Genomic DNA, 24,521 nt, shown 5'->3' on the forward strand with positions numbered 1-24,521 from the left:
CTTAGCGATGGATTAAGCCACTACTTTTCACTCTGAATACAAACTTCCAAAGAGGTCACATTTTGCAGGCCGCGTGGCAGGCAGTTACCGCGTCGCCCTCTTTCCCCAATGTAATGTTCCAAGTCCCCTGCCTTTAAGGTGTAATGACGTTTGCCTGCATGAACGGTCAAGGCATCTTTTAAAAATAATGTCTGCAGATCAACAATAAATTCCTCGCGCGCTTGGGACTTGCTGGCAGGAATATTTATTAATTTGTTGCCTTTCCCACGACTTAAGACAGGTAATTCGTTAACTGGGAAAATTAAAAGCCGGCCGATGTTGCTGACACATGCAATGTATTGCTCTTCTTTTGATGCAATTAATCTCGGAGGCAAAACTCTGCTGTTTTCCGGTAATTTCAGGCAAGTTTTTCCATTACGGTTTTTTACATATAAGTCTTTCATTTGGGTTACAAAACCATAGCCTGCGTCACTGGCCAAAAGCAGCCACTGCTCGGCTTCCCCTCCGCTTAAAGCCTCAAACAGCATGCCTTCAGCTGGGTTTAGCTTTCCGGTTAACGGCTCACCCTGCCCGCGAGCAGAAGGCAAACTGTGTCCTGGGAGCGTGTAAACCTTTCCTTCACTATCAAGAAATAGAATCAGCTGGTTGGTTCTTGCATTGCTTTGTGCTTTGAACTCATCACCCGCCTTATAACTTAGTTCCCGGCCATCTATATCATAGCCCTTCGCTGCCCGCACCCATCCTTTCTGAGACAAAATAACAGTTATCGGTTCGTTGGGTAAAATGTCTTCTTCTTTTAACGCTTGGGATTCTTGACGCTGTACCAATGGCGAACGGCGCGCATCGCCAAATTGTTTTTTATCTGCAGTAATTTCCTGTTTAACCAGCAATTTCAATCGTTTTTCGCTTGCTAAAATGGCTTGCAAGTTGTCGCGCTCCTCGGCAAGCTCAGCCAGTTCAGCCTGTAACTTAATTTCTTCAAGCTTTGCCAAATGCCGCAGCTTCATTTCAAGAATGGCTTCGGCCTGACGCTCACTTAAATTAAAACGTGCGATAAGGCCTTCTTTCGGGTTGTCATGCTCGCGAATGATGGCAATGACTTCATCAATATTCAAATAGGCGGTAATTAAACCCTCAAGAACATGGATGCGATCAAGGACTTTTTCCAATCGGTGCTGTAGTCGTTTTTTAACTGTAGCCAAACGATAGCTTAGCCATTCATTAAGAATCGTGAGCAAACCTTTCACCCTGGGTTTGCCATCCAGACCAATCATATTGAAATTTACACGATAGCTTTTTTCCAAATCGGTCGTGGCAAAAAGATGTGACATTAAGCCTTCAACATCAATGCGATTGGATTTGGGCACTATCACCAGGCGCGTAGGATGCTCATGATCCGATTCATCGCGTAAATCTTCCACCATGGGTAATTTTTTTTGCTGCATTTGTGCAGCAATTTGTTCAAGGATTTTGGCACCTGAAACCTGATAGGGTAGGGCAGTAATGACCACATCATGCTTTTCTTGCCGATATACAGCCCGCATTTTAATTGAGCCATTGCCGCTCTCATACAGGCTACGAATGGCTGCTTGTGGGGTGATGATTTCAGCCTCAGTGGGGAAATCGGGTCCTTTTACAAAAGTGCAAATTTCATCCAGTCTGGCTTCAGGATTATCTAATAGGTGAATGCAAGCGTCAGCTACCTCGCTTAAATTATGAGGAAGAATGTCCGATGCCATGCCAACGGCAATTCCGGTAGCCCCATTTAACAAAACATTGGGTAATCTTGCAGGCAGTAAGGCTGGCTCCTGCAAGGTGCCATCAAAGTTATCAACCCAATCTACCGTGCCCTGCTGTAATTCTGAAAGCAGCAAATCAGCGTAAGGGGAGAGACGGGCTTCAGTATAGCGCATGGCCGCAAATGATTTGGGATCATCAGGCGAACCCCAGTTGCCTTGGCCATCAACAAAAGGATAGCGATAGGAAAAAGGTTGCGCCATAAGCACCATCGCTTCATAGCAGGCCGAATCGCCATGCGGATGGAATTTACCTAAGACATCCCCAACGGTTCTTGCCGATTTTTTATACTTGGCTGTTGCTTTAAGCCCCAGCTCTGACATCGCATAGACAATACGTCGCTGAACGGGCTTAAGGCCGTCGGCAATATGAGGTAGGGCTCTATCTAAAATGACATACATGGAGTAGTCGAGATAGGCTTTTTCTGTAAACTCGGTAATTGGTTTCCGCTCAATGATGTCGTTCATAGTGTTGGTCATTCTGGAATTGACGGTCTTTATCCTAGTGAATTTCAATAAATAATTCTACAAAAGCTTTGCAGCTAATTTAAACAGAATGTGAATAACTTTAAATTTAGCTGAATGTGTGGATAGTTTAAAAAACATAACTGACTGTTTTTAAAGGATAATTTATTAATTTTTATGGGTTCACAAATCTTGATCCTGTGGATAACTTTGTGTATATAACAGTGAATATTTTAGTTAAGCCTTTGTTAAAAAGCAAAAAAACAACCTTTGAGGCTTGCTTTCGCAGATGGATAAGCTCAAATTTGTGCTGGCCAAATCAGTTCAGATTCTCTCAGAAGCAATAATATTCATGCAATCCACAATTGCCATGAGCTGATGCTAAATTGCGATTTCCAAAACCATTTCAACCTGTGGAATGGTTTTGGAGGAGAATGAATTTAAAGAAATTACTTCAGTTGCTTACGAAGTTTTTGTACTGCGCGAATTTGAGCCACTGCGCGTGCTAATTCTGCAGCCGCTTTGGAATAATCAATGTCAGCATTTTTATCAGCCATTGCTTCTTCGGCTCTTGCTTTTGCTTCAAGAGCCGCTGCTTCGTCAATGTTTTCAGCCCGTTCAACGGCATCAGCTAAAACAGTCACATAATATGGCTGTACTTCGAGCATACCACCGGAAACGTAATAAATTTCCTGAGTGCCCCCTGGAAGGGTAATGCGGATTTCTCCAGGTTTTAAGATGGTGAGCAAGGGAGCATGTCCAGGGACAATACCAACTTCCCCGAGTTCTCCAGTTGCAACCACCATCTCAACCACGCCAGAGAATATTTCATCCTCTGCACTGACGATATCCAAGTGCGTTGTTATAGCCATGTTAGATTGCCTCATAGAGTTTTAGCTTTAGCAACAGCTTCCTCGATGCTACCAACCATGTAAAACGCCTGCTCAGGTAAATCATCGTACTCACCAGCCAGAATTCCCTGGAATCCTTTGATGGTGTCTTTCAATGAAACGTATTTACCAGGTGAACCAGTGAACACTTCAGCAACGAAAAATGGCTGCGATAAAAAGCGTTGAATTTTACGAGCTCGAGATACAACGCGCTTATCTTCCTCAGACAATTCATCCATACCGAGAATGGCAATGATGTCTTTCAGTTCCTTGTAGCGTTGCAGCGTTTGTTGAACTCGACGTGCGGTATCGTAATGTTCCTGGCCAACCACTAATGGATCCAATTGCCGGGAAGTTGAATCCAGAGGATCCACAGCAGGATAAATACCCAGTTCCGCAATTTGACGGGACAATACAACCGTTGCATCCAAGTGAGCAAACGTTGTTGCTGGCGATGGGTCTGTCAAATCATCTGCAGGCACATAAACCGCTTGGATTGAGGTAATAGAGCCTGTCTTGGTTGAGGTGATTCGCTCCTGCAACATACCCATCTCTTCCGCTAGGGTGGGCTGATAACCTACTGCAGAAGGCATACGACCCAGCAATGCGGATACTTCAACCCCTGCCAAGGTATAACGGTAAATGTTATCAATAAACAGCAACACATCACGGCCTTCATCACGGAATTTCTCTGCCATGGTCAATCCGGTCAGTGCAACGCGCAGACGGTTTCCAGGTGGCTCGTTCATTTGTCCGTAAACCAGGGACACTTTATCCAGAACGTTAGAGTCTTTCATCTCATGATAGAAGTCATTACCTTCACGGGTACGCTCACCAACCCCGGCAAATACAGAGTAACCGCTGTGCTCAATAGCGATGTTTCGGATTAACTCCATCATGTTAACGGTTTTACCTACCCCGGCGCCACCAAACAGGCCGACCTTACCACCCTTGGCAAATGGGCAGAGCAAATCAATTACTTTGATACCGGTTTCTAATAATTCCTGGCTACCCGCTTGTTCTTCATAGCTTGGCGCCTGGCGGTGAATAGCCCAATATTCATCGGCTTCAATTGGGCCGGCTTCATCAACAGGACGTCCCAAAACGTCCATGATGCGTCCCAGTGTTACCTTGCCAACGGGAACTTCAATTGGTTTCCCGGTATTTTGGGCTTTAACACCACGCTTTAAACCATCGGTGGTACCCATGGCGATGGTACGGACAACGCCGTCACCTAACTGTTGCTGGACTTCAAAAGTCAAATCTCCCTCAACGAGCTTAAGCGCATCGTTTACTTTGGGAACATTCTCGCGGGGAAACTGAACGTCTACAACCGCACCAATTACTTCAACCACTGTTCCTAGACTTAGACTCATCTTATACCCTCTTATAAGGCTTCTGCACCGCCGACAATCTCAGCTAATTCTTGCGTAATAGCAGCTTGCCGGGCTTTGTTATAAGCCAATTGAAATTCTTTAATCAACTCACCAGCATTATCGGTGGCACTTTTCATTGCAATCATTTTTGCAGCTTGTTCGCAGGCAATGTTTTCAACAACGCCTTGATAGGTTTGCAGCTCAATGTAGCGCTCCAACAAACCATCCAGCAATTCCTTAGCATCAGGCTCATATATATAATCCCAATGATGGCCAAGTTCCTTGCTGTCTTCCTCAGCTACGGGCAACGGCAATAATTGCTTCATGGTGGGCTTTTGCGTCATGGTATTAACAAATTCGTTATACACAATGTGCAAGGCATCAATTTCACCGTTGTAAAAAGCATCCAGCATGACTTTCACGACACCAATTAAGTCTTTAATGCCGGGTTTATCACCAATATGGTCTTTCGCTGCGAGCACGCGACCACCCACACGGCGGAAAAAGGCTTGGCCTTTTCGGCCAATCACGCAAAGGTCAACTTCTTTGCCTTCATGATGCCACTGGCGCATAACACGTACCGACTCGCGCAATAAGTTGGCATTTAAACCGCCGCATAATCCACGGTCAGTGGTGACGACAATCATCCCTACCCGTTTAACATCACGCTGGGTCATGAAGGGATGACGGTACTCAGACGTCGCTCGAGCGATGTGCTTGACCACATTATATATTTTGCTTGCATAGGGTTTCGATGCACGCATTCTGTCTTGCGTTTTGCGCATCTTACTTGCTGCAACCATTTCCATTGCTCGAGTAATTTTTTGCGTGTTTTTAATACTCGCAATTTTTGAACGGATCTCTTTCGCTCCAGCCATATCTTGCTTCGCCTTTATTAACAGCTCGCAGCACCATCAGCTTTATGCTGCGCGATCAAAATCAGGCTGCTTTGCAAGCAGCCTTCTCATTACCAACTACCAGTGCGTTTAAATTCTTCAACAATGGACTTTAATTGGGCTTCGATGTCATTGTCATAAGCGCCAGTCTCATTGATTTTTTGCAGAAGAGAGGCATGTGAGGCAGCCATGTAGCTATGCAATGCTGCTTCGAACGCACCCACCTCAGAAACAGGAATATCATCCAAATAGCCTTTTTCCACGACAAATAAGGATACTGCCATGTCAGCTACCGACAATGGAGAATATTGTTTCTGCTTCATCAGTTCGGTAATACGCTGGCCGCGCTCTAATTGTTTGCGCGTAGCATCATCCAAATCTGAGGCAAATTGAGAAAATGCCTCAAGTTCACGATATTGTGCTAAAGCCAGACGCGTACCACCACCTAATTTTTTCATAATCTTCGTTTGCGCAGCACCACCTACCCGGGAAACAGACAATCCTGAGTTAATGGCTGGACGCACGCCAGAGTTGAATAAATCGACATCCAGGAAAATCTGTCCGTCTGTGATCGAGATAACGTTGGTGGGAACGAATGCCGATACGTCACCCGCTTGAGTCTCGATAATTGGCAAGGCGGTTAATGAGCCTGTTTTACCTTTGACTTCACCATTAGTTAACTTTTCAACTTCCGCAGCATTGATACGAGCTGCACGCTCGAGCAAACGAGAATGCAAATAGAAAATATCCCCAGGATAAGCTTCACGGCCTGGTGGACGACGCAGCAGCAGGGAAATTTGACGATAAGCCCAAGCTTGCTTGGTTAAATCATCGTAAACGATCAATGCATCTTCACCGCGTTCCATGAAGTATTCACCCATGGCACAACCTGAGTAAGGGGCGATGAATTGCAGGGCTGCAGAATCAGAAGCTCCAGCAACCACGACAATGGTATGCTCCATGGCACCGTGTTCTTCCAATTTGCGAACTATTGAAGCCACGGAAGAGGCTTTTTGTCCGATGGCAACATAAATACATTTAATACCAGTGCCTTTTTGATTGATGATGGCATCAATGGCAATGGCGGATTTACCAGTTTGGCGGTCGCCAATGATTAATTCACGCTGACCGCGGCCCACTGGAATCATGGCATCAACGGCTTTCAAGCCAGTTTGTACAGGTTGATCAACGGATTGACGAGCAATAACCCCAGGAGCCACTTTCTCAATAGGAGACATTTTGGCTGCGTCAATGGGCCCTTTGCCGTCCAGGGGGTTACCCAATGCGTCTACCACGCGGCCTAATAATTTTTCACCTACAGGAACCTGCAGGATTCGGCCTGTGCATTTTCCTTTTTGACCCTCAGAAAGATTTGAGTAGTCACCAAGAATTACCGCACCTACTGAATCACGCTCAAGGTTAAGTGCCAAACCATAAACGCCGCCGGGGAATTCAATCATTTCGCCTTGCATGACGTCTGCCAGACCATGTAGCCGGACAATACCATCTTTTAAACTGACGATAGTCCCTTCGTTTCTGGCCTCAGAGACCACATGAAACTGTTCAATTTTTTGTCTGAGTAATTCACTGATTTCAGATGGGTTTAACGCTATTTGTGACATGAAATCTATCCTCTCTATTATGCGGCTAATTCGGTGCGCAGTTTAGTTATTTTTCCACGGACCGAACCATCAATTACCAAATCGCCAGCCTGTATAACCGCTCCACCCAACAATGAGTCATCTACACTCACTTGAAGTGTTACCTCACGCCTCAGGCGTTGACGCAATGACTCTTTCAGTTTTTCCTCTTGCGATGGAGACAACTTCGAAAAACTACGAACTTTTACCACAAGAGTCTTTTCCTGCTCAGCACGTAATTCTTCAAACAACGCCTTAATTTCAGGTAAAGCCAGGAGTCTCTTATTGCTAGCCAATAAGGAAACCAAATTGCGGATGCTTTGTTTTTCCTGTTCTTGCCATTTGGCAAAAGGCGCCATTAGTAAATCGGCTTGCTCTTCTTGGGTAGTTGCCGGATTGCTAATGAATTGCTTTACTTCGCTATTCATTACAGACATAGCCAATATGTTTAGTACTTCAGACCATTGACTCAATTGGTTTACGTCCAGAGCATGTTCAAAAACGGCCTTGGCGTAGGGTCTGGCGATGGTAGTAATATCTGGCATATCAAATCTCTTTAATTAGATTATCCAGCAGAGCGCTGTTTGCCTTTTCATCAATTTCCCGCATAAGAATTTTTTGCGCTCCAGCCACTGCCAACTGCGCGACTTCTTTACGCAAATCATCTCGTGCACGATTGAACTCTTGCTGCAATTGTTCTTGAGCAATTTTGGCTTGCTTTTGAGCTTCTCGTTTAGCTTCTTCTTTAGCTTCCTCGATAAGCTGAACAGCGCGACGATTGGCTTTTTCAATGATTTCCGAAGCTTGCGCTTTGGCATGCTTCAACTCATCTTTAACGCGGTGTTGAGCCAATTCCAACTCTTTTCGCCCGCGTTCAGCAGCCGCCAAACCATCGGCAATTTTGCCTTGACGCTCTTCCATTGCTTTAGCCAAAGGTGGCCAAACAAATTTCATGGTGAACCAAACAAATGCTGCAAACACAAGCATTTGCACGACCAAAGTTAAATTTATATCCAAGGTAATCTCTCCTGTAACATTTTGAGGGCGCCTACGACGCCCCATTAGCTGTTATCAAGAACCCAAGCTGCTGAGGAAGGGGTTAGCGAATGTAAAGAACAGAGCAATACCCACACCAATCATGGTTACCGCGTCAAGAAGACCAGCAACAATGAACATTTTTACTTGAAGCATTGGAACCATTTCAGGCTGACGAGCAGAACCTTCAAGGAATTTTCCGCCTAATAAACCAAACCCAATCGCAGTTCCCAAAGCACCTAAGCCAATCAGCAATGCGACTGCGATAACAGTCATACCTTGAACTTGTGCTATTAAACTTGCAGCTTGCATATAAATCCCCTTAATGGACAAAGTTTAAATTAAAAAAGTAAAGTTTTAGTGTTCTTCATGGGCCAGACTAAGGTAAACAATCGTCAGAACCATAAAAATAAACGCTTGCAACGTGATTACCAAAATATGGAAAATAGACCAAGCCAGCGCCAATAAAAATTGCGCAATCCCCAAAGTAGCTGTTCCAGCTACGGAAGTGAATGTAGCGTTTAAGGTTAGCAAGGCTATCAGAATAAAAATCAATTCGCCAGCGTATAAATTTCCAAATAGACGAAGTGCGAGAGAAATCGGCTTGGCCAACAGACCCACCAATTCCAGCAATAAGTTAAAAGGAATAAAGCCAGGGTGATTAAACGGCTGTAAGGTTAATTCTTTTACAAAGCCCTTCACACCTTTAATTTTAATGCTGTAGAACAGGATTAACATAAACACGGACAGGGATAAACCAAAAGTCAGGTTTAAATCATTGGTGGGCACCACTTTCAGATAATGAACACCGACTGAGGAAGCGGCCAAAGGCAGAACGTCCACAGGTACAATATCCATGAAATTCATTAAAAACACCCAAACAAAAATAGTCAGGGCTAAAGGGCCAATCAACTTGTTTTTGCCATGGAAGCAATCTTTCACCTGATTGTCGGCAAACTCCAGCATGATTTCCGCAAAATTTTGCAATTTCCCTGGAATTCCGGTGGTTACTCTTCTTGCGCCGAAATAAAGAAAGCCAAGTATTAAAATACCCAGAACAACTGAAAAAAATACAGTATCCAGGTTAATTGTCCAAAACCCACCAGACCCGAAACTCATCGTTTTCAGGTTGTATGAGAGGTAAGTCAGGTGATGTTTGATGTATTCTGTGCTTGATACCATTTCAGTCACTTTCGGGCCTATTCTGTTTGTTAGCAAAAAACAATGGTGCGAACCAATGCGTCATTAGCACCACAATGTAGGTGAAAAAAAACGCGAGCGGGGCTATTTTGAATGACATAAATACCAGTGTAAATAATGCTATGGTCGACAACAGTTTTAAAGCTTCCCCTACATAGAAGCTTTTTACTATTTTGCGTGCCGCCCTTGCACCCTGGTAGCGAAAAAGTGTTCCCGCAAACAGCGCCGAGGGTATGATAAACACTACTCCCCCTAAAAACGCTGATATAGCTTCTTTTTTGCCAAAAAATAGCAATAAGCAGAAGGCTACCGCCAGGCAAATAGCCAACTGAGCTAGCAGCAGATGCCTAGCACCTCTAACTCCACGCTTATCTTTCACAAGTTTCACCCATCTTTCAACGCGCGGATTATAAAGTAATCAATCTGGATAAGCAACGCCGTAGCGTGAAAAATGATTGTTGCGTCCTTTATCAGGCTCTTTTTGTCGGCTCTCGTTTTCTATATCACTTGCGAATTTTTTGAGCTCCCGCCTAATCTCTAGATTCCCACACATCGATAGTCCAATAACTATAGACTAAGAATTCATGAAATTCGCAGAAGATTGAAAAAAAAATGTAAACAGAGAGAAAAAATAGTGATCTCTTACGTCAGACTGTTATAATAGACCTAACCCGACAGCGAGTGATTTTTTGAACCAATACTCGCAATCAGGGAGGCGTCCTGTAGCCGGCGTTGAGCAAGCCCACTTTAAGTGGGAAGCCTGAACCGACTCATCTGCCACCCACTTGAACCTCAGGGTTCAAAATCTAGACTGTCGGGCTCCTCTTTCTCACTAGCTTATCAAGCAGTTTTTTGCACCCTCAAATTCCGAAGACAGCTCTTTCAACCGCCCTTGTTTCAAAGCCATCATGTGTTTCCAACCAAGCTCTGGGGCTTCGCCGACTAAATTGGCGATCTTCTTCAATGCCGTATTGCATTTTGTTTCTTCTGAAAATGAGAAGAAACCGCCTGCCCCCTCTTTTCGTCTGGCCGCGTTATAACGCAATAAACAAAATATATAGAGAATAGCATGGGTGAATTCAGCATCTACTTGCTTAGTACTGACCTCTTTCTTTACAGCTTGGGCGAACTCAAAGGAAGCCAGATAGGTTTTATCATGCCAATTTAAAAAATACTCTTCCAACTCCTCAGCCCACCCGCGCAAACCAATTTCACCGGATTTGTATTGTTTCATCCCAGAAAGAAACACTTTGGTCCAATTGGGTTTTTTCACTTGCGCGCGCAAAGCGGCCTCATTATTAGGCATATAGGCTTTTAAAGCTTGCAACTCATGGTTTAAACGGATTTCTCGTAAAGAAAGAAAATCCTGATGGCGGGAGAAAAAATTGAGGCAGTGCAATTTTCTTTCTGTTAGACAGAAAAAAAGGGCCTGTTCTGAGCGTATTTCTTCATCCGTAGTCCCTAAGCGCACACGCAATAATTTTGGTAATAATTCAATTTGCTCAGCTGTGCAATAATTATCAACCAGCTTATATAGCATGGCCAAAATCGTCACGATGCTTTTAAGTTTTTCAAACTCATGCCCCAGATGCCTCCTCTCGCTGATGTGGGCAGCTAATTTCCCCAAGGGATAACTGGCCAACTCATCTGGGTCGGCATAGCCAAGCATACGGCAGCAATTAATGATTAATTTGAGGAAGTGGTCCAAGTCCAGCTGGAAGCCCTTGGTAAATTGTGCCGCTAGCTCATGGTATTGTTGCGGATTGGCGGCTTCTTTAAAACCACCAGCCACCAAGTTCTGCTGAAAATTTAACCAAATATCCAAAACTTCAGCCCGATAACGAGGCGGCGCTCCCGCATTCAACCGTACAGAAGCCCAAAATCCATCCAGTTCGACGAATATTTTTTTTGACAAAAGAGAAGGCACCTCGTCATCCGGATCAAAATCAGTCAGCAGCAGTAATAAATCTTCATTAAACTCTGACTCATAATTTTTGATGGACTCACTCAAGTCCTCAAGTATTTTTTTAAGTTCTTTGATCTTCATTTCCACTCCCTGAAATTCTTAACCCGCTAGAGCAACTTTTGCTACAAAAGCTTTAGAATCGACCAAGTGTCTTTAACTTAACATTGAATTTAAGAAGTGCAAATGTTTTTAAAAAAAAACTAGCTGGTTTTTAACTGTTCTTTTAGAGCCAGCAACTGATCCCGCACTTTGGCCGCGAGTTCAAATTCCATGTTTTTCGCATGGATATGCATTTGTTTTTCCAGATTTTTAATTTCTTTGGCCAGTTGTTCTGGAGGAAGAGCAGAGTATAGGGGCTGTTTTTCTGCAACCTGAGATTTTCTTTTGCTGCTGTAAGCGGCTTCCATGATGTCTTCCACTGATTTCCGGATCCCTTTAGGTATAATGCCATGCTGTTGATTAAACTCGATTTGTTTATTGCGTCGACGCTCTGTTTCATCCAAAGCACGTTGCATGGAGCCAGTAATGTAGTCGGCATAAAGAATCGCACGGCCATTCACATTGCGGGCGGCGCGGCCAATGGTCTGAATCAGGGAGCGATCAGAACGAAGGAAGCCTTCTTTATCCGCATCAAGTATGGCCACTAAGGCTACCTCTGGCATATCAAGGCCTTCCCGCAACAAGTTAATGCCGACCAGCACATCAAATTCACCCAATCTTAAGTCCCTAATGATTTCCACGCGCTCAACAGTATCAATGTCTGCATGCAAATAGCGAACTTTCACAGCATGCTCATGAAGGTAGTCGGTTAAATCTTCAGCCATTCGTTTGGTCAGAGTGGTAACTAAAACCCGCTCCCCCTGTTGCGTCACTTGCCTTATTTCGGACAATAAATCATCCACCTGGTTTTTAACCGGTCGGACAATAACCTGTGGGTCGACCAAACCCGTTGGGCGTACCAACTGTTCGGCAATGTTATCCGCGTGTTCTTTCTCATAAGGTCCAGGCGTTGCCGAAACATAAATGGTTTGGGGTGAGCGTGCATCAAACTCTTCGAAGCGAAGGGGCCGATTGTCCAAAGCTGAGGGCAATCTGAAACCATATTCCACCAAAGTTTCTTTACGCGCCCTGTCTCCTCGATACATGCCACCAATTTGGGGGACGGTTACGTGGGATTCATCAATGACCAACAAGGCATCTGGAGGCAAATAGTCAAATAAGGTTGGCGGCGGCTCCCCCTGCTTGCGGCCCGACAAATAACGTGAATAATTTTCGATGCCAGAGCAATAACCCAATTCAAGCATCATTTCGATGTCAAAACCGGTTCGCTGCTGCAGACGCTGCGCTTCAAGCAATTTATCCTGCCCATTGAATTCCTCAAGCCTTTCTTTTAATTCTTCCTTGACCAAATCCACGGTTTGCAAAATTCTTTCCCTGGGTGTGACGTAGTGGGTTTTTGGAAAAATCGTTACCCGGGGCAGGCGCTGTAACACTTCTCCAGTTAAGGGGTCAAAACGGGAGAGGTTTTCTATTTCGTCATCGAATAACTCAATGCGAATGGCTTCTTTTTCGGAGTCTGCAGGAAATACGTCAATCACATCTCCATGGACGCGAAATTGCCCTCGTTCTAAAGATTGTTGGCTACGGATGTACTGCATTTCAGCAAGTCGTCTTAGAATTTTACGCTGATCGGATTGTTCTCCTCGGGAGAGATGTAATAACATACGCAGGTATGAATCAGGATCACCCAGGCCATAAATTGCTGAAACAGTCGCCACAATGATGGCGTCCCTGCGTTCGATTAAGGCTTTGGTGGCTGACAAGCGCATTTGTTCGATATGTTCATTGATGGAGGCGTCCTTTTCGATAAAGGTATCCGATGCTGGCACATAAGCTTCTGGCTGATAATAATCGTAATAAGAGACGAAATACTCCACAGCGTTATCAGGAAAAAACGTTTTAAACTCCCCATACAATTGTGCGGCCAACGTTTTATTGGGCGCCATGATAAGGGTTGGTTTTTTCATTTCCTGAATGACGTGGGCAATCGTAAAGGTTTTTCCTGAGCCTGTAACACCAAGCAGTATTTGCCGAGCCAGCCCGGACTTAAGTCCGTCAATTAGCGAAGCAATTGCAGTTGGCTGATCACCTGCGGGTTGGTAGCTGGAATAAATTTTAAATACGTTTTTCATATCATAAACTATAACTGATCAATGGAATTTTATGACAATTTCCTTAAAATTGCTCAGAAATATATCACAGGAGTTACATGATGGATATCGCATTGGCTAAACGCCTGCAAGCTGTAAAACCCTCCCCCACCCTTTCAGTCGCAGCAAAAGCCTCGCGTATGCGCGCTGAAGGCATGGACATTATTAACTTAGGTACCGGCGAGCCTGATTTTGATACTCCCCAGCACATTAAGAATGCAGCCATTGCAGCCATTGAGGCTGGTTTTACAAAATACACCGCCGTAGATGGCATCCCTGAACTGAAACAAGCCATCATTAATAAATTCAAACGTGACAATGGCCTTGAATATCAAGCCAATCAAATATTAGTCTCTGTTGGCGGCAAGCAAAGCGTTTACAATCTTTGCCAAGCGTTATTAGACGAAGGCGATGAGGTCATTATCCCCGGTCCCTATTGGGTCTCTTACCCAGATATTGCCTTATTGGCTGGGGCAACACCTGTTATTATCCCAACCACTCCTGCTGAACGTTATAAAATTAGCCCCGAGCAGTTGGAGAAGGCCATTACGCCTAAAACCAAGCTGTTGTTTTTAAATAGCCCTTCCAATCCATCTGGCGTCGCCTATTCTCTGGATGAATTAAAAGCCTTGACCGATGTACTGCTGAAGCACCCCCATGTGTTTGTTGCCACCGATGATATGTATGAACACATTCTATGGACACAACCATTCGCCAACGTGTTAAACGCCTGCCCAGCCCTTTATTCAAGAACCATCGTTTTAAATGGTGTTTCCAAAGCCTATGCAATGACCGGCTGGCGCATTGGTTATGCGGCAGGACCAGCCCCGCTCATAAGTGCAATGACGACTATCCAGTCGCAATCGACTTCCAATCCCTGTTCAATTGCCCAGAAAGCCTCTGTGGCCGCTTTAAACGGTGGAGATGAAACGGTCCAGGAAATGGTCGCTGCTTTTCAACAACGCCATGATTTCATTGTCGAGCGCTTACACAACATTCCTGGCGTTGAAGTGATTCCCGCGGATGGGACATTTTACAGTTTCCCAAGCGTGACTGAAATCATTGCAAGACGGGGCTTTAAAAACGACATCGAATTTGCCGATCAACTGCTCAATGAAGTTGGTTTAGCATTGGTCCCTGGCTCAGCTTTTGGTAATGAAGGTTGCATACGTCTGTCTTTTGCCACCAGTATGGACATTCTGCGGGATGCCATGGATCGTTTGGAACGTTTTTGTAAGTAATCGTAAATGACTGATGGGCGAATGGCTTCATAGCCATTCGTTTGAGCCGCCTTTTGACAAAGCTTGTGAAGAGGCAGCAATTGAAAATTTGGCCTGTTTTTCAATGACGTTAGAATATTTAATGACGATTAAGCCTTGTAGTGGTCTTCTCAAGGTCTAAAATAATAAAAATTTTAATTTTACACTTGATCCTTAAGTAAAATAGATTTAAGATGCCCCCTCATTCCCCGGTAGCTCAGTCGGTAGAGCGGATGACTGTTAATCATTAGGTCACAGGTTCGAGTCCTGTCCGGGGAGCCAAATCCAGTCTGGGTTTTGGCGAAATTCAAATATCTTATAAAAATTCTCGGGTACACTTTGGGGTACACCTTTTTATACGTTTTTATAGTTGCCCCCTGAATTATCGGTTCTGCTATAATTAATAAAGCCAATTATCCTGCTTTATAGAAACGGGTGACAAATGAATAAAGAGTCGATTTCCTCATATAGAAAAATCGCTGACTATATTATTTCATATTTTCAGGAGCATGGAGAGCCTCTAACAAATTTAAAATTACAAAAGCTATTGTATTACGCCCAAGGTTGGTATCTTGCTTTATATAATAAACCCTTATTTGATGACAAAATTGAAGCGTGGGTTCATGGCCCCGTAATTCCAGCAGCTTATCACTCATTTAAACAATATGGCTATGGATTGATTGATGAAAAACCATCCTTCCCCAATTTATCTCCAAAGATTCGCTCTCATTTAGATGAAGTTATTGATGTTTATGGTAGCTATAGTGCTTTTGAATTAGAGCATTTAACCCATCAAACCACTCCATGGAAAAAAGCTCGAGGGAATTTGCCAATAGATGAGGCTTCAAGTGCAGAAATAAGTCAAATTGATATGAAAGAATATTTTCTAGAAAAAGTAGCTGAAAATGAGCAAAAGAATTTATGACAGCAAACCATCAAAAAATAGTGGCTCCATAAGAGAGGGATTAAAAGAATCGATTTCTGATAGTTCAGTTCATTTTTCTTTTAAATATCTTGATATAAATAACCAAAAATTTTCCATAAATGGAAAAAAAAGTAAATATTTTGAGAAGATGCTTGAAAGATTAAAAGGTATTTGCTTAATGACACAAAAAGAAATTATTAACAATCGCTCCAAATCTTTACGTGCTCATCAAATTAACTGGAGCGATACAACCGAACCTAGAGGGTTTTCACAATTAAATCAACAACTACAACAAATTCTACCGTATCAGTTTGAAATTAGCGCGAATGAACATGGCCGAGTTCATGGTTTCTTTATAGACAACATCTTCTTCATTGTTTGGTTTGATCCGGATCATAAGCTTTATAATTAGCAGGGGCAGTATAGTTACTGAGAAAACACTTATAGGAAATAGATATTAGCATTTGAATAATTATCCCCAATACCTATTAATAATATATTTGTCAGTAAGAAAATTTAACATTTTTCCTCCAATAATAGAACCTATCCAAATTAAAAACCCCCATATCCAGAAGAAAGTTTTGAAAAAAATCGGCTCATTATTACGAACTACGAATGTGTTAAATTGAGCTTGAAGTTGCTTAACCTTCCACTCAACTAATTTAACTCTAATAATTGTATCTTGATCAATGGGGGGCAGGTTTTTTATTTGGGGCAATAGATTAAATTGTGCCTTTATGTTCGATTCACCCTGAAAACTTGAGGGTAGATTATTCTCAAGGATTTGGTAATTTAAAACTGTAGGGTTATTAATAAGATTTGTAATTTCTTCATCGAATTTAGTACTTTGTATTTTAGTACTTAAGCCTGTATGAGGTTGCGCCAATTTGATAATTTGGTTTATAGATAAAATCACCACAATAAAACAGATAATGAATACAATGAGTGGAATTAGCCATTGTTTTGCATTAACGCTCATTAAGGGCTTCCTTTTAAAATTTATCCATATACCAATTATTTTAAATTATGCAGTCTTAAAGTCGTATTTGCCCTGTTCTGAGTTTAGTGTTGGTCGAGCGGTTCACTCAAAGTTGAAACCCGGCAATGCCATATTGCTCGAAATAGGGGGCAAATCAACCGTTATAAGGCAAACGGTCTCGCGTGTTTACAGCTATTTTTTAATTAGTTACCTCCTATATTTTTTAAATTGATCAAACAATTATTAAAAATTATTACCTTTACTTACCCTACTAAACGTCCAGCCACAAGTTAAGGGTTAAAGTGGCTTTGCATAAGACGTCAATGACGTTTCGCCTGTGCGGCTCATCAGTTATGCTTCATTTCAAAAATAGCAAATAGATAGGTGCTAAACAATCAGTTAAAGATAAAAATTTTGTCCTGGCGCCAGACAGGCGTCAGGACAAAATCTCTAGATACCTTGATTTTATTGAGCCTAATCAGGGTGATTTTCCTGCGTCACTGCACATTAAATTGCAGTGACGCAGAGTTTACGAAGAAAAATATAGTTTTCCAAAGTGAGTTTTTAACTCAGGAGGTGAATGATCTGTCACAAATAAGATAACTGCTTGCCTATCACAAATCACTGCTGATACTGACCGAAATCCATACTTTTCTAATTCTCTAACTCTGGAAAAATCGTTAATATTGAATAATTCAGTTGATGTATTGGTAATATAAAATAGCAGGTCCAACCCATTTTTTACTTCATTAGAGTAACTTTTTTCTATTTGTTCTAGTTTATTTGTAACTCTTTTCCATGCCGTTTGATAAGGAGACTTATCATAAACAGATATCGGCCAGTCAATTTTGTCTTTGTCAGCTTTTTCTAATGCCTCATAAGTTTGTTTTATATCTCTATGTCTTTTGACATCATCCGGGATTTCTTTAATTTGGAACCTACACTCTTTATATTGAACATCAACAGGATTATTTTGTTCCTCAATTGAAATCACATCTACCTTTGAATAATTTATACCTAGAAGGCTGAGAAACACCTCAACACTGATTCGCTCACGCTCATTTTTACCTTGATTAGAATAAAAGAGAGTTAACTTCCTGTAATATTCTTTTATTTTTTTAAAATAATCTTTAGTCAAAGTATATTTTGTTAGAGTTATTTATCAATTTTAAAGTTTATGTAATCTTTTTACCCTTCGCAAGTAAACCAGATACTTCTACCCAGTCATATACTTACTCCCGATTAACGCAATATGTCCAATCCCGATAGGCGGGATCGGACAAAATAGCGAAATACCTTGATTTTACTAGGGGATATTAAAGTGATTTTTCTGCGTCACTGCTGGAAAATTGCAGTGACGCAGAAAACAATAGACGATAGAAAAGTTATTATTCTTTCTCAAAGTGCAAAGCATTACTTATCGAGCTTCCCTCATCTCTGAAATTAAGTATGATCTAGATTGCTGTCCTCTTGAATGCCTATCTGTTGATTTTCCAAGTCATGTACAATTGGTAATGATTGCTCAAACACGTACGGATCTGTTTGCCAACATTTTTTGGCTAGCCAGTTAGATGGATATTTCCATTTCGGCACCCATTCACCTATCATTACCTGAAGATTATAACTTTCAATTTGCTCATATAGTCCCGTCATAATTTTTTCAAATAACTTATCATTAGGATTAAGCTCTTTAAATTGATAAAAAGCTGCTTCCCTATCAACGGGATGTGGATAACTTTTCCAAAATTTTTCAAATTTGCTACACACATATATATAATTATTATCTTCTGACTTCTGAGGTGGGTCGGCCTCAGGGTTATTGGCTATGTCGGGTTTTTGTCTTAATGCACATGATTTCCCTATTTCTACAACATTTCCCTGTGTCGGGTTTGTGTCGGGATTATGGTTCGGCTTCGGTACGGCCTTCTTTGGAGCAGGGTTATCCAATTCAGCATAAATACACTTCAATATCAAGTGCCTTTCAGTAGACTGAATCTCAATAAGTCCGGCACGCTCTAATGATTTAACAGCCCGTTTCATTTGCTGGAGGCTTGGACTGCCCGTTTTAACACCTGCAATCGGTCCGACATAAAGCGTTTCACGCAACGATTGATAACTGATCCTGCGCTTGATGCCTACGATACAACTTTGCCTGTCCATGTATGGGCGGATTCCCATCAGGTAAACTACTCTTTGTATGTAGGGGAGCTCCAGTAATGCTGCTAATTCATGAGCATTGGCGAATAAAAAATTCAAAAAATTATCCTTAAAAACCAAGCGGCATTTTCATTTTAAGTGGGTATTTTATAGTGTCAACAGGTTTTATAAGGTTGATAGTGAATGATATCAAATGATAATAAGAATATATTTTCGCTTGATAAGATTAATCTATGGCATTCGTTTTATATCCATTATCATTTTTCTTTAGTGGCATGCTTTCTTGCTTTAAAGCAGTATCAATGGCGTCAAATTCGGACTCGAGTTCTTCATAAGCGTCTAAAACTTCTTGATTTTGTAGCGCTTTGCTTTTCAATTCATTAAGATCCATGACATTCCTAAATTATTTGACATGTAGAGTGTATAATCTGCTATAATTATGATAACTCATCTACCTTTAGTGTAGAAGGAGCATTCGAGGTCGCCTAGGCGGCCTCAGCTTTTTCTGGGGTCTCTATGTAAGCCAGATTCTTTCTGATTCGTTTTGCCTTTTCTTTCATCATGCACATAAGCAGTAGTTAGCAAATAGTAATCTTTGCGATTGGAAAGTACAATCATATATCGTTCTGGAGGAAGCCAAAGTACAGTGTTTGTATTTGAGCCTCTTTTGTTCTCCCAGCATAAAATTTCAGAACAATTGCTACGTTGAATTAGATGTGGAATCCAATTAATCCTCTCACAACGTCGGAAATCTATAATTCTTTCTTCATCATCAAGAGGGCCAGAAGTAACTAGATGCCAAAAACTTCTATGCATATTTGAAATTGGTTCAAAATAACGACATCGAATTGGTAAGCCAAGAAAGGATAATTTACGATCAATATTATTTAAAAACAGTTGGTATAGGGTATTTTGATAGCTATCCCAATTGCCACCAAAACTCTCAAACAATATTAAATCAGGCAATGGGTACAGACTCACAAACGCCCCTCCCAATTAAATAAATTAAACTTACGCGCACCAAGAGAAGTACTACGAATCAAAGATAGACCTGTATGGGCTTTTACCAGATCTACAATCTGTTGTTTTGCATAGCTTTGCCCACCCTCAGGATATCGATTAGCGTATGATATAGAGCCAATTAATAAATCAGCTAACTGAATTAATACATTTTCATGTGAACGCACTTCTTGTATTCTTGCAACCACTTTTTTATTAAAATCATGGTGAGAATTACAAAGAACCTCATGCAATTTTTCGACTTTTAAATAACCATGGGTATCTTTAATGTCAAGATAAATATGATAAGAGTTTTCAGGATCAATGAACCACTCAAGCATCTGCCAATACATTTTGTAATAAAATTGATCGTGAGTATGGTTAAATCGATTATGCTGGAGTTGATTTTTATCAATAATAACTGCTCTAAATGAAAGCTTTTCACAGCTAAAAAAGTAATTTATTAATGCTTCATACGCTGTGATTTTATTACGAGTAACTTTAGTCCATTTTATTTCTGAGTATTCTTTAAGGCTATTTTCACTTTTAATGACTTTAATTTTATGAAATATTTCTTTTTTAACCTCATCTGGGCACGCTATTGCCCCCAATACCATATATCGATTTTCAGTAGTTAGTACTGAAGACTCTAAATGGCAACTTTCATCACAATATATGTTTATTAATTTATTCATCATAATTCCATTTCAATGGATGTGTTTTTTTATTTACCAAATATCGCATGTAAATAAAATCATCAACTATATGTTTTTTATGTTTAAATATACAATGTTATTCGTTATTAAATTATTAATACATGCCGACCAACGATCAAGAGCCTCTTGTCTCTGAGGTAACATTTCATTGCGGTTATAAGTCGCCATAATCCGTGGCATTTTATGCCCAAGGCATTTTTCTATCACCACAGGATCAATTTGCAGGGTTTCTCCAAGCTGGGTAGCAAAAGTACGACGTAAGTCGTGGGCAGTCCAATCTGGTATGCCAAGCTTTTCTTGAATACGTTTTATCGCTCTTGGAAGAGCATTCTCCGTTATCGGATGAAATCCATCAACACCAGTGAGTATGTAATCGGAATGGCTTAAGGGCTTGAGTTGCAAAAAGAGTGATTTAGCCAACTGGCTCAAGTGGACTTTGTGAATGATGCTGCCTTTAGAGTGCGAAGCGGGGATCGTCCATAAAGAGGCCTCAAAATCAATTTCATGCCAACTGGCAAGACGCAACTCAACTGTTCTCACACCAGTGAGGAGTAAGAGCTTAATTGCTATGCGAGTTTGCCTAGACATATGCGATACATTACTGTCTAAAAACAGCCACAAAGCTTTGATTTCTTCAAGCGTTAGTACCCGCTCTTTAGGTTTTTCAATGCCGCCAATATCTCGTGAACGAATATTACTAGCAGGATTGAACTGCGTATACCCTCGGCTAACTGCATAGTTAAACATTTGCTTAATGGAACTTAAGGTGCGATTGGCAAGTATTCTTGCGCCTCGCTTGACGATGGTATCCAATGCTTCGCTAATATCTTTGGTTTGCACGTCATCCAGTTTTTTCTTGCCTAACAAGGGAATGATATCATTATCAATTTGGCGTTTGATTACCAAAGGACGCTTTACATGTTTTTCGATGTAATTTGTATACCAGTTCAGCGCCAATTTATCGACTGTATTATTGTCCTGTTCTTCTTGAGCTTGTATCACCGTTTTAGGATCAACTCCTTCTCTGCGCATTTGTGACAATTCAAGGAATCGTCTTTTGGCATTCGACAAACTCATCGCAGGGTAATGCCCTAAGGTAAACTTTGTAGTCACACCATTGATTTTGTAACGATAGATCCATGTTTTGACGTTGTTTGGTGTGATTCGGATACCAAATCCACCACCTTCAAATTCTTCATAACGCTTTTCTTTAGCCTTTAAATTTCTAATATAAGTATCTGTAAAATTTTTCATCAAAATCTCATATCATCAGGTCGAATAGGGTACACCTCGGGGTACACTTAATTATGTGCTGGGATGATATTCAATGTAAATATTTGAAATAGATATTTGTTAAAAATAAATAAATATCAATAAATTATGATATAAAATGAAATTAATTGATATAGTTTGAAATTGAATATTATTTGACTGTTAATCATTAGGTCACAGGTTCGAGTCCTGTCCGGGGAGCCAAATCCAGTTTCTTCATTCCCCCTCTCTAAGCGCCTTTGACGCAGGCTACATGTCAGATGCAAAACCAAACTCAAGCTAATTAACATCCTTTCCCATAACGAAGCAGCTTGGGATCAGCAAGCTTTATTACAACATGATTGGTCTAAACCTGTTTCTTCAGAGCTAATTGAAGCTGCAAAAAAAGGAAAATAGGATGTTCATATTACCAAAAAACCGATTCCCGAAAGCTGGCTTCCAAAAAATATCCGAGGTAAAGACATATTGTGTTTAGCCTCTGCTGGCGGGCAACAGGCACCCATATTGGCCGCAGCAGGCGCCAATGTCACCGTTTTTGATTGTTCTGAAAAACAATTAGAATAAGATCTCTACGTCGTAAAACGAAATGATTTATCACTGAAAACCATTCAGGGCGATATGTGTGAACTAAAAGGGATTAGCGATTCTTCTTTTGAATGCATTGTTCACACCAATATCCAATTTATACGCATCCAATGTTAAACCAGTCTGGTAAGAATGCTACAGGGTGTTACGGAGCAAAGGAGTATTGTTGGCCAGTTTTTATACTCCTGTGCTTTTTGTTTTTGATAAAAAGAATGGGAAGCACAAGGTTTATTAAGACCCCAGTATCTCTACCCTATGCGGATATTAAAGATCTTTCTCAAGAGACACTTAATGACAAAATAGAACATAAGAAGCCCTTGTTTTTGGTCACAGTCTATCCAGCCAAATCAGCGGGCAATTAGAAGCGGGATTTCTGTTATCCGGGTTTTATGAAGATGAGCACCCATCACCACACCCTACTTGAAAAATTTCTGCCAGCAATGATAGCAACTCGGGCAATCAAATTATAAGCTAGCAGCTATACATGCATGGGAAAATGGTCATGAGTCAAAGCGCAGGAAAGGTCGCCAGTCGAGACAAGGTGGAAGTTGTTCCATATGACAAACAGTGGCCTCATCTATTTAAAGATGAAGCCAATCGAATTCAAAAAGCTTTGGGTGAATGCCTTAAGGAAATATACCACATCGGCAGTACCAGTATTCATAACATGCCGGCAAAGCCGGTCATTGATATACTGCTGGTGCTTGAAAACGCAGATGATATTCATTTTATATCAGAACAACTGACCCGCTTGAATTATGATCACCTTCGGCGGCAAATTATTCCTCACGTGAGCTTTTTTACAAAGCGACAGGGCTCAGTAATTCGTTTTCATCTGCATTTACATGAAAGAGGCAGTCCTCAAATTCAGCGCCATGTAAACTTCAGAGATTACGTCAGCCAACATCCTCATGTGGCTCATAGCTATGCACAGCTTAAAATTCAGTTAGCTTCCCAGTTTGCGGAGGATATCTATTCTTATGTTTCCGGAAAAGACAAATTGGTTCAAGAGATTGATGCCAAAGCAAAGTTATGGGAGGGGAGAAAAAGAGATTACTTACCACAAAACACCGGCGCTAGGGCTAAAGACTGGACCCATGAAAAGCTGGTAAAAGCAATGGAAGCCAACTTAAATGTCCATATGACCCATTTTGCTCAATATTTAAGTCAGGTTGAACTGCTCAGAGTGCCAGGTTTTACTTTAGTGAATTCAACGTTAGCAGACGACACCTTTAATTATGCACTGGATGCTGATTTTTCATCAGCCAATGCAGATGAAAAGATTTCAGAAGTAACGGATTACTTCCATCAAAAAAATAGCCCATTTTCCTGGTGGATTAGTCCTAATGATAAGCCTGATGATCTATCAAGCCACTTAGAAAACAAAGGTTATGAGAATACAGAAAATAATTGCGCCATGTATTTTGATTTAGATGCATGGGATGGTGACCTGCTTTCAATGCCGGAACTAACTATTGTTCGCGCAACAGAAGAAAAGACCTTACGCGATTTTGCACGAGTCCTTGCTAACGATGAGGCGGCTTTCAAAACCTATTTTTCATGGATAGCCTCGATTCTAACGGACGATGATCCAATTGAATATTATGTGGGCTATGTGGATGGAAAGCCTGTAGTGCGGGGTTTATCCTGCTATTTTGCTCAAGTTGCTGGATTACATTGGTTATCAACGGCCCCTTTCGCACGCCGGAAAGGTTATGGTAGAGCGATGCAGGAATATCGCTTAAAACGAGCAAAAGATCTCGGCTACCACATCGCTGTTTTACAGGCATCTAGCGAAGGCTATCCGCTCTATCGACAGTTAGGATATAAAGAATATGGTCGTTTTCGCGAATACAAATTAAAATAAGCTGCTTCTTTTAAAAGCACTTAATTGGTGCATCAGCCCTTGTCGTCTTGACAGCCATTTACCAAACCTTGTTAGGAATCACGAGACCATAGGCTAAACTCTTTTTGAGCGAACGTGCTAAAAGAGAATCACATTAAAAAGAGAAATGGAACTATAAGGCCATAGGGTGAGCCCTGTCCCGGAAGTTGCTTCCAGAAGCAGCGTCCAAGATTAGCAATCCACTTAGTACAAAGCACCAAATTAGCATGGCGTTTGCTCTCACACTTACAAAATCCACATTGCTGTTCA

23 protein-coding genes, 1 tRNA gene and 1 other RNA gene are annotated in these 24,521 nt (G+C 41.5%); 6 read left to right on the plus strand and 19 right to left on the minus strand.

Translation table 11 applies throughout. The annotated features are described in order from the left end of the window. Positions 1 to 20: 20 nt before the first annotated feature. The 10 genes from parC to EL203_RS13880 form a co-directional block, all read right to left on the minus strand. The gene (gene parC, locus EL203_RS13835; protein ID WP_082647190.1) at positions 21 to 2,264 is read right to left on the minus strand and encodes a DNA topoisomerase IV subunit A; all 2,244 of its coding nucleotides are present in this window, start codon (positions 2,262 to 2,264) and stop codon (positions 21 to 23) included. A 446-nt stretch (positions 2,265 to 2,710) separates the two neighbouring features. Continuing rightward, positions 2,711 to 3,133: a F0F1 ATP synthase subunit epsilon gene (locus EL203_RS13840; RefSeq protein WP_058472248.1), complete on the minus strand. Its 423-nt coding sequence runs from the start codon at positions 3,131 to 3,133 to the stop codon at positions 2,711 to 2,713. Between the two features lie 11 nt (positions 3,134 to 3,144). Further along, positions 3,145 to 4,527, minus strand: coding sequence for a F0F1 ATP synthase subunit beta (gene atpD, locus EL203_RS13845; RefSeq protein ID WP_058471657.1), 1,383 nt, complete (start codon positions 4,525 to 4,527; stop codon positions 3,145 to 3,147). Between the two features lie 11 nt (positions 4,528 to 4,538). After that, entirely contained in the window at positions 4,539 to 5,405 is an 867-nt protein-coding gene (gene atpG, locus EL203_RS13850; protein ID WP_058471656.1) for a F0F1 ATP synthase subunit gamma, read from the minus strand. 89 nt (positions 5,406 to 5,494) lie between these two features. Continuing rightward, positions 5,495 to 7,045, minus strand: coding sequence for a F0F1 ATP synthase subunit alpha (gene atpA, locus EL203_RS13855; protein WP_058471655.1), 1,551 nt, complete (start codon positions 7,043 to 7,045; stop codon positions 5,495 to 5,497). A 17-nt stretch (positions 7,046 to 7,062) separates the two neighbouring features. Further along, on the minus strand, positions 7,063 to 7,608 hold the full coding sequence (locus EL203_RS13860; protein WP_058471654.1) for a F0F1 ATP synthase subunit delta: 546 nt from the start codon (positions 7,606 to 7,608) through the stop codon (positions 7,063 to 7,065). Between the two features lies 1 nt (position 7,609). Continuing rightward, complete coding sequence (locus EL203_RS13865) at positions 7,610 to 8,080, minus strand: F0F1 ATP synthase subunit B (RefSeq protein WP_058472247.1); 471 nt, start codon at positions 8,078 to 8,080, stop codon at positions 7,610 to 7,612. Between the two features lie 54 nt (positions 8,081 to 8,134). Then, positions 8,135 to 8,410: a F0F1 ATP synthase subunit C gene (gene atpE / locus EL203_RS13870; RefSeq protein ID WP_019215645.1), complete on the minus strand. Its 276-nt coding sequence runs from the start codon at positions 8,408 to 8,410 to the stop codon at positions 8,135 to 8,137. A 45-nt stretch (positions 8,411 to 8,455) separates the two neighbouring features. Beyond that, positions 8,456 to 9,280, minus strand: a complete 825-nt coding sequence (atpB, locus tag EL203_RS13875) for a F0F1 ATP synthase subunit A (protein WP_082647189.1) — start codon at positions 9,278 to 9,280, stop codon at positions 8,456 to 8,458. Between the two features lies 1 nt (position 9,281). Then, positions 9,282 to 9,677, minus strand: coding sequence for an ATP synthase subunit I (locus EL203_RS13880; RefSeq protein ID WP_058472245.1), 396 nt, complete (start codon positions 9,675 to 9,677; stop codon positions 9,282 to 9,284). A gap of 286 nt (positions 9,678 to 9,963) precedes the next feature. On the opposite strand from EL203_RS13880, the gene ssrS reads away from it, so the two are divergent. Continuing rightward, positions 9,964 to 10,123, plus strand: a non-coding RNA gene (gene ssrS / locus EL203_RS13885) — 6S RNA. A 7-nt stretch (positions 10,124 to 10,130) separates the two neighbouring features. Here ssrS and EL203_RS13890 read toward each other — a convergent pair. Both EL203_RS13890 and uvrB read right to left on the minus strand, forming a co-directional pair. Beyond that, the gene (locus EL203_RS13890) at positions 10,131 to 11,345 is read right to left on the minus strand and encodes a hypothetical protein (RefSeq protein WP_058471653.1); all 1,215 of its coding nucleotides are present in this window, start codon (positions 11,343 to 11,345) and stop codon (positions 10,131 to 10,133) included. 119 nt (positions 11,346 to 11,464) lie between these two features. Then, the gene (gene uvrB / locus EL203_RS13895) at positions 11,465 to 13,456 is read right to left on the minus strand and encodes an excinuclease ABC subunit UvrB (protein ID WP_058471652.1); all 1,992 of its coding nucleotides are present in this window, start codon (positions 13,454 to 13,456) and stop codon (positions 11,465 to 11,467) included. Between the two features lie 80 nt (positions 13,457 to 13,536). Between uvrB and EL203_RS13900 the strand changes: the two genes are divergently transcribed. The 4 genes from EL203_RS13900 (at position 13,537) to EL203_RS13915 (ending at position 16,070) form a co-directional block, all read left to right on the plus strand. Beyond that, positions 13,537 to 14,715, plus strand: coding sequence for a pyridoxal phosphate-dependent aminotransferase (locus EL203_RS13900; RefSeq protein ID WP_058471651.1), 1,179 nt, complete (start codon positions 13,537 to 13,539; stop codon positions 14,713 to 14,715). Positions 14,716 to 14,939: 224 nt separating this feature from the next. Then, positions 14,940 to 15,015, plus strand: a tRNA-Asn gene (locus EL203_RS13905). A 160-nt stretch (positions 15,016 to 15,175) separates the two neighbouring features. Next, on the plus strand, positions 15,176 to 15,658 hold the full coding sequence (locus EL203_RS13910; protein ID WP_064108363.1) for a Panacea domain-containing protein: 483 nt from the start codon (positions 15,176 to 15,178) through the stop codon (positions 15,656 to 15,658). Further along, the gene (locus EL203_RS13915; protein ID WP_064108362.1) at positions 15,639 to 16,070 is read left to right on the plus strand and encodes a hypothetical protein; all 432 of its coding nucleotides are present in this window, start codon (positions 15,639 to 15,641) and stop codon (positions 16,068 to 16,070) included. Before EL203_RS13910 ends, EL203_RS13915 begins: the two co-directional genes overlap by 20 nt. A gap of 60 nt (positions 16,071 to 16,130) precedes the next feature. On the opposite strand, the gene EL203_RS13920 is transcribed toward EL203_RS13915, so the two are convergent. From EL203_RS13920 to EL203_RS13945, 7 genes are all read right to left on the minus strand, one after another. Then, positions 16,131 to 16,637, minus strand: a complete 507-nt coding sequence (locus EL203_RS13920; protein WP_058471650.1) for a hypothetical protein — start codon at positions 16,635 to 16,637, stop codon at positions 16,131 to 16,133. Positions 16,638 to 17,166: 529 nt separating this feature from the next. Continuing rightward, entirely contained in the window at positions 17,167 to 17,775 is a 609-nt protein-coding gene (locus EL203_RS13925) for a DUF1780 domain-containing protein (protein ID WP_058471649.1), read from the minus strand. A 305-nt stretch (positions 17,776 to 18,080) separates the two neighbouring features. Then, complete coding sequence (locus tag EL203_RS13930; protein ID WP_122224948.1) at positions 18,081 to 18,893, minus strand: hypothetical protein; 813 nt, start codon at positions 18,891 to 18,893, stop codon at positions 18,081 to 18,083. A gap of 127 nt (positions 18,894 to 19,020) precedes the next feature. Then, positions 19,021 to 19,185 carry a hypothetical protein gene (locus EL203_RS14475; protein WP_154219850.1) on the minus strand — a complete coding sequence of 55 codons (165 nt, stop codon included), beginning with the start codon at positions 19,183 to 19,185 and terminating at the stop codon, positions 19,021 to 19,023. 104 nt (positions 19,186 to 19,289) lie between these two features. Beyond that, the gene (locus tag EL203_RS13935) at positions 19,290 to 19,760 is read right to left on the minus strand and encodes an oxidoreductase (RefSeq protein ID WP_126320132.1); all 471 of its coding nucleotides are present in this window, start codon (positions 19,758 to 19,760) and stop codon (positions 19,290 to 19,292) included. Positions 19,761 to 19,771: 11 nt separating this feature from the next. After that, complete coding sequence (locus tag EL203_RS13940; RefSeq protein ID WP_058471646.1) at positions 19,772 to 20,488, minus strand: DUF3800 domain-containing protein; 717 nt, start codon at positions 20,486 to 20,488, stop codon at positions 19,772 to 19,774. Between the two features lie 66 nt (positions 20,489 to 20,554). Then, on the minus strand, positions 20,555 to 21,763 hold the full coding sequence (locus tag EL203_RS13945) for a tyrosine-type recombinase/integrase (protein ID WP_058471645.1): 1,209 nt from the start codon (positions 21,761 to 21,763) through the stop codon (positions 20,555 to 20,557). Between the two features lie 1,105 nt (positions 21,764 to 22,868). On the opposite strand from EL203_RS13945, the gene EL203_RS13955 reads away from it, so the two are divergent. Continuing rightward, positions 22,869 to 24,233 (plus strand): bifunctional GrpB family protein/GNAT family N-acetyltransferase, encoded by a 1,365-nt coding sequence (locus EL203_RS13955; protein ID WP_162262751.1) that lies wholly within the window; start codon positions 22,869 to 22,871, stop codon positions 24,231 to 24,233. The last annotated feature ends 288 nt before the right edge of the window (positions 24,234 to 24,521 follow it).

Source organism: Legionella jordanis, from assembly GCF_900637635.1.
Taxonomy (GTDB): domain Bacteria; phylum Pseudomonadota; class Gammaproteobacteria; order Legionellales; family Legionellaceae; genus Tatlockia; species Tatlockia jordanis.

Coding starts and splice junctions, on each gene's coding strand:
- EL203_RS13890 (WP_058471653.1), bottom strand. CDS start 11,345: ATGAAGATCAAAGAACTTAAAAAAATACTTGAGGACTTGAGTGAGTCC.
- EL203_RS13915 (WP_064108362.1), top strand. CDS start 15,639: ATGAGCAAAAGAATTTATGACAGCAAACCATCAAAAAATAGTGGCTCC.
- EL203_RS13900 (WP_058471651.1), top strand. CDS start 13,537: ATGGATATCGCATTGGCTAAACGCCTGCAAGCTGTAAAACCCTCCCCC.
- uvrB (WP_058471652.1), bottom strand. CDS start 13,456: ATGAAAAACGTATTTAAAATTTATTCCAGCTACCAACCCGCAGGTGAT.
- EL203_RS14475 (WP_154219850.1), bottom strand. CDS start 19,185: ATGGATCTTAATGAATTGAAAAGCAAAGCGCTACAAAATCAAGAAGTT.
- parC (WP_082647190.1), bottom strand. CDS start 2,264: ATGAACGACATCATTGAGCGGAAACCAATTACCGAGTTTACAGAAAAA.
- atpD (WP_058471657.1), bottom strand. CDS start 4,527: ATGAGTCTAAGTCTAGGAACAGTGGTTGAAGTAATTGGTGCGGTTGTA.
- EL203_RS13945 (WP_058471645.1), bottom strand. CDS start 21,763: ATGAAAAATTTTACAGATACTTATATTAGAAATTTAAAGGCTAAAGAA.
- EL203_RS13955 (WP_162262751.1), top strand. CDS start 22,869: ATGAGTCAAAGCGCAGGAAAGGTCGCCAGTCGAGACAAGGTGGAAGTT.
- EL203_RS13860 (WP_058471654.1), bottom strand. CDS start 7,608: ATGCCAGATATTACTACCATCGCCAGACCCTACGCCAAGGCCGTTTTT.
- EL203_RS13920 (WP_058471650.1), bottom strand. CDS start 16,637: ATGAGCGTTAATGCAAAACAATGGCTAATTCCACTCATTGTATTCATT.
- atpA (WP_058471655.1), bottom strand. CDS start 7,045: ATGTCACAAATAGCGTTAAACCCATCTGAAATCAGTGAATTACTCAGA.
- atpE (WP_019215645.1), bottom strand. CDS start 8,410: ATGCAAGCTGCAAGTTTAATAGCACAAGTTCAAGGTATGACTGTTATC.
- atpG (WP_058471656.1), bottom strand. CDS start 5,405: ATGGCTGGAGCGAAAGAGATCCGTTCAAAAATTGCGAGTATTAAAAAC.
- EL203_RS13940 (WP_058471646.1), bottom strand. CDS start 20,488: ATGAATAAATTAATAAACATATATTGTGATGAAAGTTGCCATTTAGAG.
- EL203_RS13910 (WP_064108363.1), top strand. CDS start 15,176: ATGAATAAAGAGTCGATTTCCTCATATAGAAAAATCGCTGACTATATT.
- atpB (WP_082647189.1), bottom strand. CDS start 9,280: ATGGTATCAAGCACAGAATACATCAAACATCACCTGACTTACCTCTCA.
- EL203_RS13840 (WP_058472248.1), bottom strand. CDS start 3,133: ATGGCTATAACAACGCACTTGGATATCGTCAGTGCAGAGGATGAAATA.